We start from the raw sequence: 18,694 nt of genomic DNA, 5'->3' as shown, positions 1-18,694 counted from the left end.
ACACAAGGCCCTGCAGTTGCCGACGTAGGGGGCTGGACAGGCGTGGCACAATGGTCGTCCTGATGAAGACGGTGGCCTGATGTCCTATCTCGTCCTTGCCCGCAAGTGGCGTCCAAAGCGTTTTGCCGAGCTGGTGGGCCAGGAACACGTGGTCCGCGCGCTTACCAATGCGCTGGACAGCGGTCGCGTGCATCACGCTTTCCTGTTTACCGGTACCCGCGGGGTGGGCAAGACCACCATCGCGCGTATTTTCGCCAAATCGCTGAACTGCGAACAGGGCACCAGTGCTGATCCCTGCGGCCAGTGTCCGGCCTGCCTGGACATCGATTCCGGCCGCTACATCGACCTGCTGGAAATCGATGCGGCGTCCAACACCGGCGTGGACGATGTCCGCGAAGTGATCGAAAACGCGCAGTACATGCCCTCGCGCGGCAAGTACAAGGTCTACCTGATCGACGAAGTGCACATGCTGTCCAAGGCGGCGTTCAATGCGCTGCTGAAGACGCTGGAAGAGCCGCCGGAGCACGTCAAATTCCTGCTGGCCACCACCGATCCACAAAAGCTGCCGGTGACCGTGCTCAGCCGCTGCCTGCAGTTCAACCTGAAGCGTCTGGACGAAGACCAGATCCAGGGGCAGATGACCCGGATCCTGGCGGCGGAAGAAATCGAAGCCGACGACAGTGCCATCGTGCAGCTGTCCAAGGCCGCCGATGGCAGCCTGCGCGATGGACTGTCCCTGCTCGACCAGGCCATCGCCTACGCCGGCGGTGCGCTGCGCGAGGACGTGGTGCGCACCATGCTGGGCACGGTGGATCGCACCCAGGTGGCGGCCATGCTCGACGCGCTGGCCGAAGGCGATGGCCAGCGCCTGCTGAAGGTGGTGGCCGCGCTGGCGGAGTTCTCGCCGGACTGGAGCGGCGTGCTGGAAGCGCTCGCCGATGCTCTGCACCGGATCCAGGTGCAGCAGCTGGTGCCGGGCGCCATTGCCGCCGATGGCCTGGACCTGGGCGGCTTTGCCGCGCGGGTGCGTCCGGAAGTGGTGCAGCTCTGGTACCAGATGGCCCTCAACGGCCGCCGCGACCTGCCGCTGGCGCCGAGCCCGCGCGCCGGCTTCGAAATGGCCGTTTTGCGCATGCTGGCGTTCCGTCCGGCCGCTGCCGTGCCGCCGGTACCGCGTGCGCCGGAAGGTGGCGAAGGCCTGCAGTCGGGTAGCTCGACAGGATCGGCCAGCGGCTCGGCGGGTGCGACCGGCATCGCCGCCGCAGCGGGTGTTGCCGCACCGGCGCCTGTTGCCGAAGCCAGCGTGCAGGCCGCAGCGCCCAAGCCCGGTCCGCTGCCGGACACCACGCCGGTGGAAGATCCCGAGCCGGCGCCGCTGGCACCGGTGAAAGATCCGCCGCCGGCGTCCAACGAACCGGATCTGCCGCCTTGGGAGATCGAGGCGGCCGATGACAGCGACCAGCGCGACGACGCACTGGCGGCCGAACTGGCCGGTCCGGATGCGGCCATGCTCGCGCCGTGGCAGCCGCCTGCCGAACCGGCACCGCACGCAGCCCCCGCCGTTGCGGTGGTGGCACCGCCGAAGCCGTTCCGCGCCGAAGGCATCGACATCGCGCCCACCGCCAAGGGGGCCGAAGCAGCAGCCCCGGGCGGTGCGTCGGTGGCGCTGGCCTGCGCCGAAGACTGGCTGGAACTGGTCGCCGCCAGCGGCCTGAGCGGGCCGTCGCGCCAGCTTGCGGCCAACGCGGCGTTCATCAGTTTCCAGCACGGGGTCTTGAAACTGGGGCTGTCGCCCGGATTTGAGTACCTGAGTTCCGAACGCGCGCTGGGCGCGCTGTCGGAAATGCTGGGCAAGGCGCTGGGTTCGCCGCCGAAGATCGTGGTCGATGCCACGCAGGCGCCGGCCGAGACCCTGCACCAGCGATCGGACCGTCAGCGTGGTGAACGCCAGCAGGCGGCCGAGGCGTTTTTCATGGCCGATCCGGAAGTGCAGGTGCTGATCCAACAGCACGGCGCGCGGCTCGTGTCCGATTCCATCCGTCCCTTTGAAGAGTAAAGAACCATGCGCGGCAATATCGCCCAGATGATGCAGCAGGCCCAGAAGATGCAGGAGAACCTGCAGAAGGCCCAGGAAGAAATCGCCAAGCTTGAAGTCACCGGCAGTGCCGGCGGCGGCATGGTCAGCGTCACCCTCACCGGTGCCAAGGAGTGCCGCAAGGTGCGCCTGGATCCGTCGCTGCTGGGCGACCAGGAAATGCTGGAAGACCTGGTGGCCGCAGCCTTCAATGATGCGTCCAACAAGATCGATGCCGAGTCGAAGACGAAGATGGGTTCGGCCACGGCCGGCATGCAGCTGCCCCCGGGCATGAAACTGCCGTTCTGATGCAGCGCAGCCGGGCATGGCCCGGCTCTACCCGAGCCGAATGATGTCCGCACCCCTGCTTGACCAGTTGATCGAAGCGTTGCGCGTGTTGCCCGGCGTGGGCCAGAAGACCGCCCAGCGCATGGCCTACCACCTGCTGGAGCGCGAGCGCGAGGGCGGCCAGAAGCTGTCTTCGCTGCTTGCGCAGGCGATGGAGCGCATCGGCCATTGCGCGCAGTGCCGCGATTTCAGTGAAAGCGAGCTGTGCGCGACCTGTGCCAACAACAGCCGCGAGCGCAGCCAGTTGTGCGTGGTGGAATCCCCTGCGGATCGCCTGGCCATCGAGAATGCGACCGGCTTCCGTGGCGTGTACTTCGTGCTGCAGGGGCGGCTGTCGCCGCTCGATGGCATCGGCCCGCGCGAACTGGGGCTGGAGCTGCTCGGCCAGCGGCTCGATGCCGGCGAGATCACCGAGATGATCATCGCCACCAGTGCCACGGTCGAAGGCGAAGCCACCGCGCACTACCTTGCCCAGCTCGCGCGTGCGCGGCAGGTGCGGCCGAGCCGTCTTGCGCAGGGCCTGCCGCTGGGCGGCGAGCTGGAGTTCGTCGATCGTGGCACGCTGTCGCATGCCTTCGGTACGCGCAGCGAAGTACGGGAATGAGTGAAGGCGTGCCGCCCACGCGCGGCACTTACCAACAGAGGCGATACCCATGACCAGTGAAACGCTCTTCAGCAAGATCATCCGCCGCGAAATCCCGGCCACCATCGTTTACGAAGACGAGGAGGTCCTGGGCTTCAAGGACATCGCGCCGCAGGCGCCGGTGCACGTGCTGTTCATTCCGAAGAACGAGGTCATTCCCACCCTGGACGATGTCACGCCGGGGCAGGCGCACCTGATCGGCAAACTGGCCCTGGCCGCTGCGCAGTACGCGCGCGAGCAGGGGCTGGCCGAAGACGGTTACCGCATCGTCATGAACTGCCGCGAGCATGCCGGGCAGACCGTGTTCCACATCCATCTGCACCTGCTGGCCGGCGCCCCGCTGGGCCACTTCGGCGCGCCGGGCCAGTAACCCGCGCGATCGCTCTTGCGCTTTCTTCCGTGGCGGCCGCGCGACCTTCGGTAGCGCCGACCCATGGTCGGCGGATGCCGGGGGTGAGGCGGCTGATGGTTCCCGCCGACCATGGGTCGGCGCTACCGCGCTGAACAAAAAAGCCGCCCGAAGGCGGCTTTTTCAGTGCAGCTCAAGCAGCGGTCACCACCAGCCGTAACGGCCGTAGCCCCACGGGCCCCACGGACCCGGACCCCACGGACCGTACGGATAGGGCACCACATCGACCTGGCGCTGTTCCGGCCACAGATAGATCACATCGGCGGCGAGCTTGGGCAGGCGGTAATCGTACTCGCCGATCTTGACGTTCTCGTAGCCGTCCACGCGGCCGATGAAGGTCACATCGCGGCCTTCTTCGAATACCGCCGGATCATAGAAGCCGGCGCGGCAGGCAACGAAGCGGCCGTCACTGGCATCGGTGGAACTGGTGGTCGGCCGGCCACTGGCGTTGAGCGGGCGCGAAAGCAGCTGGAAGCAGGTCTGGCCCTGGCCCGGCAGCGTTTCGATGATCCGGCCGCCCCAGCGCACCGGCGCGCCCACCTGCTGGGTCGCCACGGTATCGCGCGGGGTCACGGCGGCGAACTGGCCCTGCAGCGGCTTCGGTGCCGTCGCGCAGGCCGCCAGCGCCAGAGAGGCAGCCAGGGGAAGCAGAATCTTGATGTTCATGGTGTGGCTCCGGAAGACGGACGATGCCTGCGCAGGTCGGCCAATAATGAAGCGTGGTCGACATGAGTGCCAGCGTAGCGCGCGTGGACGAAACGCTGGCTGAGTGCCAGCAACGCAGGATCGCTCCGGCGGGCGTCAACGCGGCGTGCCCATTCCATGGCAGGCTCCGACGGTTCGCGTGCCAGGCCCTGTTTCGCATAGAGGCGGCCCAGTCGATGCCAGGCGCGCAGCAGCGGGTCGCGCTCGCGTTCGCCGCGGGCAAGCACCCAGGCCATCGCCCCCAGCGCCAGCAGCGCAATCACCACCAAACTGGAAATCAGCTGTGCCGGCGACAGGTCGGGCATGCCCAGCGGCCGCAGCAGCTGCTGCTGGCGGGTGGCGTCGAAGGACAGCACCATCTCGTTCCAGCCCCTGCGCAGCCAGTCCATCGCCTGCCCGGTCTGCAGCCAGGCCCCCTGCATGCCGCCCGCTTCGGCGCCCAGGCGGTCTTCCAGGGTGTCGTAGATGCGTTCGGGCGCTACGGCGGCGGTGGGGTCCACGCGCACCCAGCCGCGTCCGGGAAGCCACACTTCGGCCCAGGCATGGGCATCCATGCGCCGCACCACCCAGTAGTCGCCGAGCGGGTTGCGCACGCCGCCGGCGAAGCCGGTGACCACCCGCGCGGGCACCCCGGCGTTGCGCATCAGCACCACGAACGCAGAGCTGAAGTGTTCACAAAAACCGATCTTCTGATCGAAGAGGAATTCGTCCACGGCGTTGCGGCCGGGCAGTTCAGCGTCCAGCGAATAGGCGAACTCGGCGCGGATCCAGTCCAGGCTGCGGCGCACCAGCGCGGCATCGTCGTTGCCTGCTTCGGCGCGCCACTGGCGCGCAAGCGCGGCGGTGCGCGGGTTGAAGCCTTCCGGCAGCTGCAGCGACAGCTGGCGCTGCCACGGCGACAAGGACGCGGCGAACACCTGCGGCGGCGCCGACTGCAGCGTCCAGCGGCTCAGCGACGCCAGTGGGCGATCGCTGACCAGGCTGTAGTCGGCGGTCAGTCGCGCGCCCGCCGGTGCGCTGCCCGGCAGGTCCAGCGCGACCAGCTGGCGGCGGTCGGTGGGTTCGTAGTCGATGGTGTAGTTCCAGCGCTGCGCACCGGCCTGCACCGGAACCGGCGCGCGCTCTTCGTTGCGGCGGTCGCGGATCCAGCTGCGGCCATCGAAGTGGGTCATCACCGGGCCGCGCCAGTAGCGCTGTTCTGCCGGGGGCACTGGTCCATGGAACTGCGCGCGCAGGGCCGGAGTGTCGTCGGCCATCAGGTCCAGCCACTGGCCGGGTTCCATGCTGTCGGACAGGCCGGGCCGGCTGACCGCGCGGTCCGGCAGGCCCCACAGCGGCTGCGACAGGCGCGGGAACAGCCAGAAGGTGGCCATCGCCAACGGCAGGCCGATCAGCAGCAGGCGCAGCACGCCCTGCACCTGCACACGCAGCGCAGGGGTCGGGGACTGGCCTTCCACCTGCGCCAGCCGCTGCAGCGACAGCAGTGCGCAGGCGCCGGCCAGGGTGGCCAGCAGGGTGGTCAATGGCCCCTGGTCGAGCAGGAAGGCGGCGAACGGGGCGAACAGGGCAAACCCGAGCAGGCTGCGCGCATCGCGCAGGGTATGCAGTTCGCTGGACTTGATCGCCAGCATCGCCGCCAGCAGCGCACAGCCGGTATCACGGCCGGGACGGATGCCCATCTGCACGTAGATCAGTGCCAGCATCGCCAGTACCAGCAACAGGCGCACGGTCACCGGCAGCAGGCCACGGCGCGACACCACGGCGGTCAGCAGTGCGACGCCGGCGATGGTGGCAGCCAGCACGCTGGGCAGTTGCAGCAGCAACGGCAGCAGGGCCAGCGCGGTGCTGGCCAGGGCCCAGCCACGTGCATGGCGGTCCAGCAGGGAGGGGGCAGGGTCAGTCATGCGGCAGCAGCGCCAGGGCGCGCAGGCAGAGGTGGTGGTGCGAAGCGCCCTGTGCAGGCCCGATGGCCGGCTGGCCCGGCAGTTTCAACGTATAGCGGCGGCCCTCGCGTTCGGCCAGGTCCACCCAGCGCGCAAGCCGGGCGATGCGTTGTTCGGTGTCCAGTCCGTGCAGCTGGCGCCAGTCCAGCATCACTTCGATGCCGGCCGGCTTTTCATACTCGCGCACCAGCAGCGTGTCGCGCCGTGCGGAGTGCTTCCAGGCGATGCTGCGGCGGGGGTCGCCTGCGCGATAGGGGCGCAGTTGATGCAGTTCTTCGCCGGCCGCATCCATCCGGCTGTGCAGCGGGTCACTGCCTTGTTCGGGCAGTCCGGGACCCTGTTTTTCAGGGTGCGGATACACCAGCAGCGGTTGGTCGGGCCAGAACCACGACCACGCGCGCACCAGGCCCAGCGGCTGGGTGGTGGACAGGCGGATACGCTCCAGGTCCAGCCATCCGCGCTGTGCAGTGGGTAGCTCCAGTTCGGCTTCCACGCGGCCGCCGGCGGGCACTGCGGTCCAGCTGCGTGCATCGCCGTGGTCCAGCTGCAGGCCCGGGCGGCCGCGCTGTTCGCGCTGGGAAAGCGCAACGCGCACGCGCAGCGGGTGGCCGGCCGCCACCGGTTCGGCGGCGATGGCATCCAGGCTCAGGCCGGACAGGGTCAGGTGGGCGCTGATCGCACTGGCCGCCGCGGCGCCGGCCAACAGCAGCGCCAGCAACAGCGCCGGGTTGTTGTTGTAGTTCAGTGCGCCCAGCAGCATCGCCGCCAGCACCGCGGCCACGAACAGCCCGAACCGCGTGGGCAGCACGTAGATGCGGCGGCGGTCCAGCCGTTGCGGCAGCGTTTCCGGCTGGCGCGGGCGCGCCAAGTTGATCAGCCACTGCCGGCGCGTAGGCACGGGCGCGTTCAATCCACCGGCACCGTCTGCAGGATCGCGCGTGCCAGCGCGGCGCCGGCCGACGACTCGGCTTCGCCGACCAGGCGGTGCCCGGCCACGCCGATGAACAAGGTCTGCACGTCTTCGGGAATGACATGCGCGCGGCCCAGCAGCAGCGCATGGGCCTTCGCCGCACGCAGCAGCGCCAGCCCGGCACGCGGTGACAGGCCGACGCGCACGCCGGCGTGCTGCCGGCTGCGGGTCAGCAGTGCCTGCACGTAATCGATCAGCGCATCGCTGGCATGCACCTGCAGCGCCGCCTCGCGCAGTGCGCGCACCTGGTGGTCGTCCAGCTTCGGGGTGGCCCGCGCGATCAGGTCGCGACGGTCCACGCCACGCAGCAGCTCGCGTTCGGCTTCCACGTTGGGATAGCCCATCGCCAGCCGCAGCAGGAACCGGTCCAGCTGCGAATCCGGCAGCGGGAAGGTGCCTGACAGGTCCACCGGGTTCTGCGTGGCGATCACGAAGAACGGATCGGGCAGGGCGTGGGTCTGGCCATCCAGGGTGACCTGCTGTTCGGCCATCGCTTCCAGCAGCGCGCTCTGCGTGCGGGGCGGGGCGCGGTTGATTTCATCGGCCAGCAGCACGTGGGTGAACACCGGGCCGGGATGGAAGGCGAACTCGCGACTGCCCGGATCCAGGATGGACACACCGAGCACGTCGGCCGGCAGCAGGTCGGACGTGAACTGCACGCGCTGGAAGCCCAGCCCGAGGCTGGAGGCCAGCGCGTGGGCGAGCGTGGTCTTGCCCAGGCCGGGTAGATCTTCGATCAGCAGATGCCCGCCGGACAGCAGGGCGACGAAGGCCAACCGCACCTCGTGGGCCTTGCCCAGCACCAGGGCGTTGACCTGTTGTTGCGCATCAAGCAGGGCTTGGCGCAGTTCATCGGTTAGCATGCGGGACACGGGGGGCGAAGAATCCATCGTCGTCTCTGGCTAGGTCTTCCTTCGATTCTATAGAGCAATGCAGGGCGAACAACGCGCACGCACGATATTTCTGTGGCTATGGACACTGATCACGGCAGTGAAGCTGGTCGTGGCCGCGCGCCTGCCGTTGTTCGTCGACGAAGCGTTCTATTGGCAGGAAGGCCAGCACCTGGCCGCCGCCTACTCCGACCTGCCGGGACTCACCGCGTGGCTGGCACGGCTGGGCGTGGAGATCGGCGGACACCATGTGCTGGCCTTGCGCCTGCCGTTCCTGGCCATCGGTGCGTGGCTGCCGTGGGCGGTATCGCGCATCGCCACGCGCTGGTTCGGCAACGTGGCGGGCTGGCAGGCCGGCAGCCTGACCCTGCTGATGCCGCTGTCGGCCACGCTGGGCATGCTGGCGGTGCCGGACGTGCCGATGGCGATGGCCGCTGTGCTGTGCCTGGGCGCCGGTGCGCGGCTGCTGCGCACCGTCGATGCCGCGGCCGCGATGCGATTGGCGCTGGGCCTGCTGATCGGCGCGCTCAGCCATTACCGTTTCATCGGCGTGATCGCGGTGGGTTTCATCGCGCTGCTGCTGCTGCCGCAGGGCCGCCGAATGCTGCGCGATCCGCGCATCTGGGTGGCGCTGGCGGTGGGCGTGCTGGCATGGCTGCCGTTGCTGGCATGGAATGCGGACAACCACGAGGCCGGGCTTAAATTCCAGGTGGTCGATCGCCATCCGTGGGATTTCCAATGGACCGGGCTGTGGTTCCTGGTGATCCAGCCGATGCTGGTCACCCCGTTGCTGTGCGTGGCGATGTGGAAAGTGGCCGTGGCCGGCACGCGGGCCGGGGGCGGTGCGCGCGCACAGTGGCGTTACTTCGGGCTGGTCGGTGGCGTGTCCACGCTGGCGATCTTCGTGCTCGGCTTCTTCACCGATGTGGAACGCATCAGTTTCCATTGGCCGTTGCCGGGCTACCTGGCGCTGCTGGTGGCCGTGCCGGTGGTGCTCAATGGCTGGCCGCGCTGGCTGCGCCGCACCGCATGGTGGATGGCGGGCGCGGGGCTGGCATTGGCCTTCAGTTACTACCTGATGGCGTCCACGCCGCAGCTGCGTGAGCAACTGGCCGGTTACAAGTATTACCCGCGCAATTTCGCCGGTTGGCAGCCGCTTGCCGATGCCGTGCGCGAAGAACTGCAGCAGATGCCGCCGGGCACCAAGGTGTTGGCCGGCAACTTCAAGGTCGGCGCGGAGCTGGGCTTCCAGCTGGGCGATGCGGATATCGCGGTGCTGCCGCATCCGCTCAACGACAAGCACGGGCGCAGCGTGCAGCTGGGCCTGTGGGGGCAGCTGCATGACGGCAAGCGGGACGGCCCGATGCTGCTGGTGCTGTCGCCCAGCGACCAGCGTTACCGCGAGCTGCTGGACCGCTATCGCGCCATCTGCGGGCAGGTCGGCCCGCTCCCGCCGCCGCGGGTGGTGAGCAACGACCACGGCTTCCAGCGCTTCCTGCTGTTCCGCTTGCCGGCGCAGCGCGACGAAGGCCCCTGCATCACCCCGGCGATGGCCTGGTTTGATGCGCCATCCTCCGGTGAGATCGTGGCGGCGGACCTGCACGTGAAGGGCTGGGCGTTCAAGGATGGGGTGGGGCTGTCACGCGTGGAGGTGCTGCTGGACGGGCGGCCGGTGACCGACGCGGTGTATGGACGCAACTTCGACATCCGTTCGGCGTGGCCGCAGTCTACCGATCCGCAGCATCCCAACGTGGGCTTCGACGCGCGCCTGGATACCCGCGCGCTGGCGCCGGGGCGGCACTGGCTGGGCCTGCGCCTGCATGGCCACGATGGCAGCGTGGAGCAGTGGCAGGAACAGCCGTTCGTGGTGCCGGCGCGCTGAGGAACCCTGGGTGGTGTGGGTGGGTGACCAAGGTAGGGGTGGGTGACGTCCGTTGGTCGTCACGCGCTTCAGCAGGGCCGAGAAAGGCCCTCTGACGACCAGCGGTCGTCACTACGGCACTGCGATGCCCGCCTGGCGCAGCAGCGCGCACAGCGCGATCAACGGCAGGCCGATCAGGGCGGTGGGGTCGCGGTTGTCGATGGCCTCGAACAGAGCGATGCCCAGCCCCTCGCACTTGAAGCTGCCGGCGCAGTCCAGCGGCTGTTCGGCCTCCACATAGCGGGCAATCTCCGCCTCATTCAACACCCGGAAGCGCACCGTGGTGGTATCCAGTGCTTGCAGCCGTTCTCCGTCGCGCATGAGACAGATGGCCGTGTGGAATTGCACCGCCGCCCCCGACATCCTGGCCAGCTGGGCCCGCGCGGCCTCAGCGGTGCCGGGTTTGCCCAGTGGCTGGCCGTCCAGGTCGGCCACCTGGTCCGACCCGATAACCCATGCGCCCGGGTGCCGCCGCGCTACGTCGGCGGCCTTGGCGGCCGCCAGGCGCACCGCCAGCGCGGCCGGCGCCTCGCCGGGCAACGGCGTTTCGTCCACCTGCGGGCGTGCGCAGTCGAAGGGCAGGCGCAGCCGCTGCAGCAGGTCGCGGCGGTAGGGTGAGGTAGAGGCCAGCAACAGGCTGTTCATGCGTAGAATCAGGGCTCTGGGCCGCCCAGTCTGGCCCGTGGCGGAGGCCCGCCACAAGCCTGAAGCCGCAGGTAATTGACAGCGGCCGCGACGGTCCTTAACATTCAGCGGCTTATGTCCGCGAACGTGCCCGAAACGCTGGATGCTTGGCGGATGGTCGCAGCGCGAAGGCGCTTCGACGGCCAGGCCGATCTGGCTCAATTCACCCGCCTGCAAGGGCTTGTTGCCGATGCTGAAGGCCAGTGCACGTATGCACTGGAATTCTCGCACGACGACATCCTGCGGGTATCCTATGTGGAATTGACCATCGATACCGAGCTGCCGCTGATCTGTCAGCGCAGCCTGCAGCGTTTCCTGCTGCCGGTAAAACTGGTGCAGAAGATCGGCCTGATCCGTGAGGAAGACGAGGAATCGTCCCTTCCGGAAGACTTCGAGGCCCTGCTGGTGCCCGAAGATGGCCAGCTTGTGCCGCTGGAGCTGGTCGAAGACGAACTTGTGTTGGCGGTCCCGGTGGTTCCCCTTTCGCCCGATGGCGAGGCGGTGGACCAGGAATGGGCCCCGACCAAAGAAGAAACCGACAAGGTCAACCCGTTCGCGGCGTTGGCAGCGTTGAAGAAAAAGTAAGGTCGGGCTGGCTCGACCGAGCGAATATGCAGCCGGGTATCGTCGGCGGCTGCGGCGAAAGCGAAAAGTGTGCTGGGCGCTGGCGTCCTGTGCGACGAAACGACGAAGAACATCGAACCGAGTTTGGAGCAATCCCATGGCTGTGCAGAAATCCCGTGTCACCCCGTCCCGCCGCGGTATGCGCCGTGCGCATGACGCCCTGAGCGCAAAGCAGCTGTCGACCGACCCGACCACGGGCGAAGTGCACCTGCGTCACCACATCACTGCCGATGGTTTCTACCGCGGCAAGAAGGTCATCCAGACCAAGACTTCTTCCGTCGAAGAAGATTGATGTGAGTGAAGGCCGCTGCCGTCCAGGCAGCGGCCTTTGCCGTATCCCCCCGGGCACCGGCAACGGCCGCCCGCGCAACAGGAATGTCGATGAGCAAGCGGATCTACTCGAGGATCGCGGGCACCGGTAGCTATTTGCCGGAAAAAGTGCTGACCAACGCCGACCTGGAAAAAATGGTCGAGACGTCGGACGAGTGGATCGTTACGCGCACCGGCATCAAAGAGCGGCATATCGCCGCCGCAGAAGAAACCACCAGCGACCTCGGCTACCACGCCGCGGTGAAAGCGCTGGAGGCGGCCGGCATCGATGCCAGCCAGCTGGACATGATCGTGGTCGGTACCACCACGCCCGATCTGATTTTCCCGTCCACCGCGTGCCTGATCCAGGCCAAGCTCGGTGCGACCGGTTGCCCTGCCTTCGACGTCAACGCGGCCTGTTCCGGCTTCGTGTTCGCGCTGGGCGTGGCCGATAAATTCATTCGTTCCGGTGATGCACGCCATGTGCTGGTCATCGGCGCGGAAACCCTCACCCGTATCGTCGACTGGAACGACCGCACCACCTGCGTGCTGTTCGGCGACGGTGCCGGTGCGGTGGTGCTGAAGGCCGACGAAGAGACCGGCATCCTCAGCACCCACCTGCATTCGGACGGCAGCAAGAAAGAACTGCTGTGGAACCCGGTCGGCGTTTCGGCCGGCTTCGGCGAAGGCGAGCAGGCACGCGGCGCGATCCTGATGAAGGGCAACGACGTGTTCAAGTACGCGGTCAAGGCGCTGGATTCGGTGGTCGACGAGACGCTGGAAGCCAATGCGCTGAGCAAGGCCGATCTGGACTGGTTGATCCCGCACCAGGCCAACCTGCGCATCATCGAAGCCACTGCCAAGCGCCTGGAGATGTCCATGGACCAGGTGGTGGTGACGGTGGACAAGCACGGCAATACCTCCTCGGCTTCGGTGCCGCTGGCGCTGGACCACGCGGTGCGCTCGGGCCGGGTCGAACGCGGCCAGCTGCTGTTGCTGGAGGCCTTCGGTGGCGGCTTCACGTGGGGTTCGGCACTGCTGCGCTATTGATAGCGCCAGTTACGACATCGTTAAAACGTCGTTACGGCCCTTCGGGGCCGTACTGCGTTATGGAGGATCCCCATGGTTGAGCCGATTACCCTCGAAGGGCAACGGGCCTGGTTGAAGCAATACGGCGAAGGCAGCCGCGCGGTCGCGCTGGGCCTGCTGAATTTCGTCGCCCGCCGCTTCCAGCTGGATGCGCTGCGCCCGCCACCGCACCGCGGAGGCGATGCCGCCCGCCAGACCGAAGCGCGCCGGCTGGGCGAGCTGCAGGCGCAGGGCGTGAACGTGCCAACGGTGCTGGGCAGCGGCCATGCCGCGCTGGTGCTGGGCGACAACGGCAGTTCCTTCAATACCTGCCTGCGCGAGGCCGACGATGCCGGCCGCGACGTGCTGGTTTCCGCCGCCATGCAGGCGATGGCCGCCGCGCATGCGCGTGGCGCGTATTTCGGCCAGCCGCTGCCGCGCAACCTGACCTGGGACGGGCAGAACGTGGGCTTCATCGATTTCGAAGAAGACCCGCTGGAAGTAATGGACCTGGACCAGGCGCAGGCGCGCGACTGGCTGATGTTCGGCTATGGCGTGGCCAAGTACTACGCCGATCGCCCGCAGCAGCTGCAGGCGATGATGGCCGAAGCGATGGACGGTGCGCAGGCGCCGGTGCGCGAGCACGCGCATGCGGTGACCGGGCGGCTGCAGCGCTTGGCCAAGGCGAGCATGGGCATGGGCCGTTCGGCGCGCGCGCTGGCCCACGCCATCCTCATCGTGCATGGCGCCACCACGCTGGGAGTGCTGATGGTGCTGGTGGTGTGCGTGGACTGGTTCGCCGATGGCCAGCTGGACCTGCTGGAACTGCTGACCTGACACCGGGTAGTGACGGCCGCTGGCCGTCATTCCCGCACCGGGCGGGTACTGGGTTGACGGCCAGCGGCCGTCATTCCCGCGCTGCCTGCATACGCGCACGTACAGACGGCAGGCGGCAATCGCCTTTATCATGGCCCGCTTCGATTCAAACCAGGCGGATGACCGCGTGACTGATTCCACTCTTGCTTTCGTTTTCCCCGGCCAGGGCTCGCAGTCCGTGGGCATGCTGGCCGAGCTGGCCGAGCTGCACCCGCAGGTGCGTGAAGCCTTCACGGAAGCATCCGATGGTGCCGGCGTCGACCTGTGGGCACTGTCCCAGGGCGGCCCGGAGGAAATGCTCAACCGCACCGAATACACCCAGCCGGCCCTGCTGGCCGCCAGCATCGGCGTGTGGCGCACCTGGAAGGCACTGGGCGGCGCGCAGCCGTCGCTGCTGTCCGGCCACAGCCTGGGCGAATACTCCGCGCTGGTCGCTGCCGGCGCCCTGAGCCTGCACGACGGTGCGCACCTGGTGCGCCTGCGTGGCCAGTTCATGCAGGATGCCGCACCGGCGGGCGTGGGCGCGATGGCCGCCGTGCTCGGCGCCGAAGACGCACTGGTGCTGGAGGTGTGCAAGGAAGCGGTCGGCAGCCAGGTGCTGGTGCCCGCCAACTACAACTCGCCCGGCCAGATCGTCATCGGTGGCGACGCCGCCGCGGTGGATCGCGCGCTGGCGCTGCTCGCTGAAAAGGGCGTGCGCAAGGCGGTGAAACTGGCCGTCAGCGTGCCCTCGCACACCCCGTTGATGCGCGAAGCCGCCAACCGCCTGGCCGAAACCATGGTCGGCCTGTCCTGGCAGGCGCCGCAGCTGCCGGTGGTGCAGAACGTGGACGCCCAGGTACACGACGGCGTGGACGCCATCGCCGCCGCGCTGGTGCAGCAGCTGTACCAGCCGGTGCAGTGGACCGGTTGCGTGCAGGCGCTGGCCGCGCGTGGCATCACCCGTATCGCCGAATGCGGCCCGGGCAAGGTCCTGACCGGCCTGGTCAAGCGCATCGACAAGACCATCGACGGCCGTTCGCTGGCCACCCCGGGCGATGTCGAAGCCGCCCGCGAGGCATGGTCGGCCTGACCCCCTTCCCGTTGCCCGCCTGCGTCGTGCCCCCCCCGGCATGGCGCCGCGCGCGGGCGACCGCACCATTCGAGGACAGCATCATGAGCAAGCCCCTGCAGGGTGAAATCGCACTGGTCACCGGCGCAAGCCGCGGTATCGGTGCCGCCATCGCCGACCTGCTGGCCGCCCAGGGCGCCACGGTCATCGGCACGGCCACCACCGATTCCGGTGCCGCGGCCATCGGCGAGCGCCTGGCCGCGCAGGGTGGCCACGGCCGCGCGCTGAACGTCACCGATGCCGCCGCACTGGAAACCGTGCTGGCCGACATCGCCAAGGAATTCGGCGCGATCAGCATCCTGGTCAACAACGCCGGCATCACCCGCGACAACCTGCTGATGCGCATGAAGGACGAGGACTGGGCGTCGATCATCGACACCAACCTGACCAGCGTGTTCCGCACCAGCAAGGCGGTCATGCGCGGCATGATGAAGGCGCGCAAGGGCCGCATCATCAACATCGCTTCGGTGGTGGGGGTGACCGGCAACGCCGGCCAGGCCAACTACGCCGCTGCCAAGGCCGGCATCATCGGTTTCTCCAAGTCGCTGGCCAAGGAAATCGGCTCGCGCGGGGTCACCGTGAACGTGGTGGCGCCCGGCTTCATCGACACCGACATGACCAAGGCGTTGACCGACGAAGCGCGTGCCGCGCTGGTCAACAACATCGCCCTGGAACGCCTGGGTTCGCCGGAGGATATCGCCCATGCGGTGGCCTTCCTGGCCGGCCCGGCAGCCAACTACATCACCGGAGAGACACTCCATGTGAACGGCGGGATGTACATGCCGTAAGCACGGGGCGCACGGAGCGCGCCGCAAGTGGTTGATCTGGATGGCGTTTCGCTTGCATGCAAGGCGCCGCCGGTTTCCACTACACTATCCCACGGCCATCGTCTGCGATGGCGTCTTTTTGAACCACTACTCCATCTGGAGCAATACCCCATGAGCACCATCGAAGAACGCGTCAAGAAAATCGTCGTCGAACAGCTTGGCGTCAAGGAAGAAGAAGTCACCACCAGCGCATCGTTCGTCGATGACCTGGGCGCAGACTCGCTGGACACCGTCGAGCTGGTGATGGCGCTGGAAGAAGAGTTCGAGTGCGAAATCCCGGACGAAGAAGCCGAGAAGATCACCACCGTGCAGGCGGCGATCGACTACATCAAGTCGCACACCAAGGCCTGATGCAAGGCGGCTGGTGCGCGGCGGCGGCTCGACCGTAACCGCGCACGGCATCCCATGGGGCCGCGAATGCGGCCCTGTGTATTTGCGCTGCTGCATACGGGCGCGGATCCAATTACGTTCCACCCCGTGTCATACCCGCACTACTTTCGGGTCAGGAGAGAGCAATGAAGCGTCGCGTCGTCGTTACCGGCATGGGCATGGTTTCGCCTCTGGGCAATGACCTGGCCAGCAGTTGGCAGGGCATCACCGCAGGCCGTTCGGGCATCGGTCCGCTGACCAACGTTGCCGACGCCTACCTGGACCGTTTCACCACCAAGATTGCAGGTGAGGTCAAGGATTTCGACATCACCGCCGACAACCCGCTGTTCGGCAAGTACCGTGTGTCCGGCAAGGACGCCAAGAAGATGGACCCCTTCATCCACTACGGCTTGGGCGCGTCCTTCATGGCGCTGGCCGATTCGGGTCTTGAAATCAACGAAGGCAATGCCGAGCGCATTGGCGCCATCGTCGGCGCCGGCATCGGCGGCCTGCTGGGCATCGAAGAACAGACCATCGACTTCCACGAAGGGAAGAAGATTTCGCCGTTCTACGTGCCCAAGACCATCATCAACATGCTGCCGGGCCAGCTGAGCATCATCGCCGGGCTGAAGGGTCCGTCGTTCTCGGCGGTGTCCGCGTGCGCGACGTCCAACCATTCCATCGGTACGGCGATGCGCATGATCCAGTACGGCGATGCCGACGTGATGGTCGCCGGTGGCGCCGAACGTGGCTCCTCGCCGACCGCGCTGGGCGGCTTCTGCGCGATGAAGGCGATGTCCACCCGCAACGACGACCCGACCGCGGCCTCGCGTCCGTGGGACAAGGACCGCGACGGCTTCGTGCTGGGCGACGGTGCCGGCATCCTGATCCTGGAAGAGTACGAGCACGCCAAGGCGCGCGGCGCGAAGATCTACTGCGAGCTGGCCGGCTTCGGCGCCAGTTCCGATGCGTACCACATGACCGCACCGGCAGAGAGCGGCGAAGGCGCCGCACGCTGCATGGTGGCGGCGATGAAGGACGCCGGCGTCAACCCGGACCAGGTCGGTTACCTCAACGCGCACGGCACCTCCACGCCGCTGGGCGACCTGGGCGAGACCATGGCGATGAAGACCGCCTTCGGCGATCACGCGTACAAGATGCTGGTCAGCTCCACCAAGTCGATGACCGGCCACCTGCTGGGCGCCGCTGGCGGCGTGGAAGCGATCTTCTCCGTGCTGGCGCTGCAGGACGGCGTGATTCCGCCGACCATCAACCTGCAGCAGCCGGGCGAAGGCTGCGACCTGGACTACGTGCCCAACGAAGCACGCCAGGCGAAGGTGGACGTGGTGATGTCCAACGGCTTCGGCTTCGGCGGCACCAACGGCACGCTGGTGTTCAAGCGCGTCTGAGGTTTGTCCAGCTCTGGTAGCGCCGAGCCATGCTCGGCGAGCGCAGCGGCACGCGTGACCGCAACAGCCGTCGAGCATGGCTCGGCGCTACCGTCACCCGTCACCCCGCGCCCGACACCTCCTCTTCCAGGCGCTGCGCCGACATGTCCGATCCGATCCTGATCCAGCCCCTGGACACCCCTGCCGACCTGCTCGCCCTGCAGCAGGCCGACCCGGCACGTTTCCCGCTGCTGATGGAATCGACCGCGTCGGGCACCGAACAAGGCCGCTGGGACCTGCTGCTGGTGGCCGGCGAGGCGTTCCTGCGGCTGGATGCCGATGGCATCGTCCGCGACCATGCCGGCCGCGCCCACGCAGGGGCCTTCCTGGACCTGCTGGACAGCGCCTGGCAGGCAGAGCGCCTGCCCCCCACGCAGGGCCCGACGCTGCCCTTCCGGGGCGGCTGGGCGCTGCTGCTGGACTACGAAGTGGCCAGCCAGATTGAAACCGTGCTGCCGCCGATGGCGCGCGCAGATGGCCAACCCACGGCGCTGGCGCTGCGCTGCCCGGCCGCCGTGCTGCATGACCACCTGGAACAACGCAGCTACCTGGTGGCCGAAGCGGGCCAGCAGGCGCTGCTGGCCACGCTGCAGGCGCAGCTTGCCGCTGGTGTGCCGGCCGCAGGGCAGGGCTGGCAGCCGCCGGTCAGCGTGGAAGAAGACGCGCCTGCGCGCTTCACCGACGGCGTGCGCCGGGTGATCGATTACCTGCTGGCCGGCGACGTGTTCCAGGTGAACCTGTCGCGCCGCTGGTGCGCGCGCTTTGCCGATGCAGTGAGCCCGCAGGCGCTGTACGCCCAGCTGCGCCGCGCCAATCCGGCACCGTTCGCCGGCCTGTTCACCGGCCACGGGCGCCACGTGGTGAGCTCATCACCGGAACGGCTGGTGTCGGTGCACGGCGGCCACGCGCAGACCCGCCCGATCGCCGGTACCCGCCCGCGCTTCGACGGCGACGACGATGCCGCGCGCATCCAGGAACTGGTCGGCCACCCGAAGGAACGCGCCGAACACGTGATGCTGATCGACCTGGAGCGCAACGACCTGGGCCGCATCTGCACACCGGGCAGCGTGGTGGTGGACGAACTGATGACCGTGGAAAGCTATGCCCACGTGCACCACATCGTCAGCAATGTCAGCGGCACCCTGCGCGATGACGTCACCCCCGGCCAGGTGATCGCCGCGACGTTCCCCGGCGGCACCATCACCGGCTGCCCGAAGGTGCGCTGCATGCAGATCATCAACGAGCTGGAGCAGGTGCCGCGCGGCGCCTACACCGGCGCCTTCGGCTGGCTGAACCGCGACGGCGACCTGGACCTGAACATCCTGATCCGCACCGCCGAAGTAGCAGGCAACGAAGTCAGCTTCCGCACCGGCGCCGGCATCGTGGTCGATTCGGACCCGGACAAGGAACTGGACGAAACCCGCGCCAAAGCCCGCGGCCTGATGCGCGCCCTCGGCCAGCAAGGCTGACCGGTA

19 protein-coding genes are annotated in these 18,694 nt (G+C 67.8%); 14 read left to right on the top strand and 5 right to left on the bottom strand.

Going from position 1 to position 18,694, the window contains the following annotated elements; genetic code table 11:
- Positions 1–79: 79 nt before the first annotated feature.
- Genes dnaX through QE373_RS14150 form a run of 4 tightly spaced genes read left to right on the top strand, consistent with a single transcriptional unit; the run spans position 80 to position 3,435 of the window.
- The gene (gene dnaX / locus QE373_RS14165; protein WP_309687671.1) at positions 80–2,056 is read left to right on the top strand and encodes a DNA polymerase III subunit gamma/tau; all 1,977 of its coding nucleotides are present in this window, start codon (positions 80–82) and stop codon (positions 2,054–2,056) included.
- Between the two features lie 6 nt (positions 2,057–2,062).
- Positions 2,063–2,383: a YbaB/EbfC family nucleoid-associated protein gene (locus QE373_RS14160; protein WP_057506961.1), complete on the top strand. Its 321-nt coding sequence runs from the start codon at positions 2,063–2,065 to the stop codon at positions 2,381–2,383.
- Positions 2,384–2,426: 43 nt separating this feature from the next.
- Positions 2,427–3,026, top strand: coding sequence for a recombination mediator RecR (recR, locus tag QE373_RS14155; protein ID WP_057507025.1), 600 nt, complete (start codon positions 2,427–2,429; stop codon positions 3,024–3,026).
- A 49-nt stretch (positions 3,027–3,075) separates the two neighbouring features.
- A complete protein-coding gene (locus QE373_RS14150) occupies positions 3,076–3,435 on the top strand; it encodes a histidine triad nucleotide-binding protein (RefSeq protein ID WP_057506960.1) in 360 nt (119 codons plus the stop codon).
- Positions 3,436–3,618: 183 nt separating this feature from the next.
- Here the strand turns inward: QE373_RS14150 and QE373_RS14145 are convergent, their stop codons facing one another.
- From QE373_RS14145 to QE373_RS14130, 4 genes are read right to left on the bottom strand one after another with little or no spacing between them, the layout of a single operon-like run.
- On the bottom strand, positions 3,619–4,140 hold the full coding sequence (locus tag QE373_RS14145) for a Slp family lipoprotein (RefSeq protein ID WP_042613373.1): 522 nt from the start codon (positions 4,138–4,140) through the stop codon (positions 3,619–3,621).
- Complete coding sequence (locus tag QE373_RS14140) at positions 4,137–6,083, bottom strand: DUF3488 and transglutaminase-like domain-containing protein (protein ID WP_309687664.1); 1,947 nt, start codon at positions 6,081–6,083, stop codon at positions 4,137–4,139. Before QE373_RS14140 ends, QE373_RS14145 begins: the two co-directional genes overlap by 4 nt.
- On the bottom strand, positions 6,076–7,020 hold the full coding sequence (locus tag QE373_RS14135) for a DUF58 domain-containing protein (protein WP_309687661.1): 945 nt from the start codon (positions 7,018–7,020) through the stop codon (positions 6,076–6,078). Before QE373_RS14135 ends, QE373_RS14140 begins: the two co-directional genes overlap by 8 nt.
- Before the next feature lie 8 nt (positions 7,021–7,028).
- Positions 7,029–7,955 (bottom strand): AAA family ATPase, encoded by a 927-nt coding sequence (locus QE373_RS14130; protein ID WP_309689835.1) that lies wholly within the window; start codon positions 7,953–7,955, stop codon positions 7,029–7,031.
- Positions 7,956–8,022: 67 nt separating this feature from the next.
- Here QE373_RS14130 and QE373_RS14125 point away from each other — a divergent pair, with 67 nt between their 5' ends.
- A complete protein-coding gene (locus tag QE373_RS14125; RefSeq protein WP_309687658.1) occupies positions 8,023–9,864 on the top strand; it encodes a glycosyltransferase family 39 protein in 1,842 nt (613 codons plus the stop codon).
- Positions 9,865–9,975: 111 nt separating this feature from the next.
- Here QE373_RS14125 and QE373_RS14120 read toward each other — a convergent pair whose 3' ends face one another.
- Complete coding sequence (locus tag QE373_RS14120) at positions 9,976–10,548, bottom strand: Maf family nucleotide pyrophosphatase (RefSeq protein WP_309687656.1); 573 nt, start codon at positions 10,546–10,548, stop codon at positions 9,976–9,978.
- Between the two features lie 114 nt (positions 10,549–10,662).
- On the opposite strand from QE373_RS14120, the gene QE373_RS14115 reads away from it, so the two are divergent.
- The 9 genes from QE373_RS14115 (at position 10,663) to QE373_RS14075 (ending at position 18,688) form a co-directional block, all read left to right on the top strand.
- Positions 10,663–11,172, top strand: coding sequence for a YceD family protein (locus tag QE373_RS14115; protein ID WP_309689832.1), 510 nt, complete (start codon positions 10,663–10,665; stop codon positions 11,170–11,172).
- Positions 11,173–11,308: 136 nt separating this feature from the next.
- A complete protein-coding gene (rpmF, locus tag QE373_RS14110; protein WP_042613380.1) occupies positions 11,309–11,503 on the top strand; it encodes a 50S ribosomal protein L32 in 195 nt (64 codons plus the stop codon).
- Between the two features lie 89 nt (positions 11,504–11,592).
- The gene (locus tag QE373_RS14105) at positions 11,593–12,570 is read left to right on the top strand and encodes a beta-ketoacyl-ACP synthase III (protein WP_057506953.1); all 978 of its coding nucleotides are present in this window, start codon (positions 11,593–11,595) and stop codon (positions 12,568–12,570) included.
- 72 nt (positions 12,571–12,642) lie between these two features.
- The gene (locus QE373_RS14100) at positions 12,643–13,425 is read left to right on the top strand and encodes a serine/threonine protein phosphatase (protein WP_123700548.1); all 783 of its coding nucleotides are present in this window, start codon (positions 12,643–12,645) and stop codon (positions 13,423–13,425) included.
- Positions 13,426–13,591: 166 nt separating this feature from the next.
- On the top strand, positions 13,592–14,536 hold the full coding sequence (gene fabD, locus QE373_RS14095) for an ACP S-malonyltransferase (RefSeq protein ID WP_309687649.1): 945 nt from the start codon (positions 13,592–13,594) through the stop codon (positions 14,534–14,536).
- An 83-nt stretch (positions 14,537–14,619) separates the two neighbouring features.
- Entirely contained in the window at positions 14,620–15,363 is a 744-nt protein-coding gene (gene fabG, locus QE373_RS14090) for a 3-oxoacyl-ACP reductase FabG (protein ID WP_309687646.1), read from the top strand.
- Between the two features lie 150 nt (positions 15,364–15,513).
- A complete protein-coding gene (gene acpP / locus QE373_RS14085; RefSeq protein WP_057506950.1) occupies positions 15,514–15,753 on the top strand; it encodes an acyl carrier protein in 240 nt (79 codons plus the stop codon).
- A 164-nt stretch (positions 15,754–15,917) separates the two neighbouring features.
- Complete coding sequence (fabF, locus tag QE373_RS14080; protein ID WP_057506949.1) at positions 15,918–17,180, top strand: beta-ketoacyl-ACP synthase II; 1,263 nt, start codon at positions 15,918–15,920, stop codon at positions 17,178–17,180.
- A 143-nt stretch (positions 17,181–17,323) separates the two neighbouring features.
- Entirely contained in the window at positions 17,324–18,688 is a 1,365-nt protein-coding gene (locus QE373_RS14075) for an aminodeoxychorismate synthase component I (RefSeq protein WP_309687638.1), read from the top strand.
- Positions 18,689–18,694: the final 6 nt, after the last annotated feature.

It is taken from the genome of Stenotrophomonas sp. SORGH_AS_0321, assembly GCF_031453215.1.
Taxonomy (GTDB): Bacteria; Pseudomonadota; Gammaproteobacteria; order Xanthomonadales; family Xanthomonadaceae; genus Stenotrophomonas; species Stenotrophomonas chelatiphaga.
Note: the sequence above shows the minus strand (reverse complement) of the source record. Positions and strands in the feature narration are given on the sequence as shown.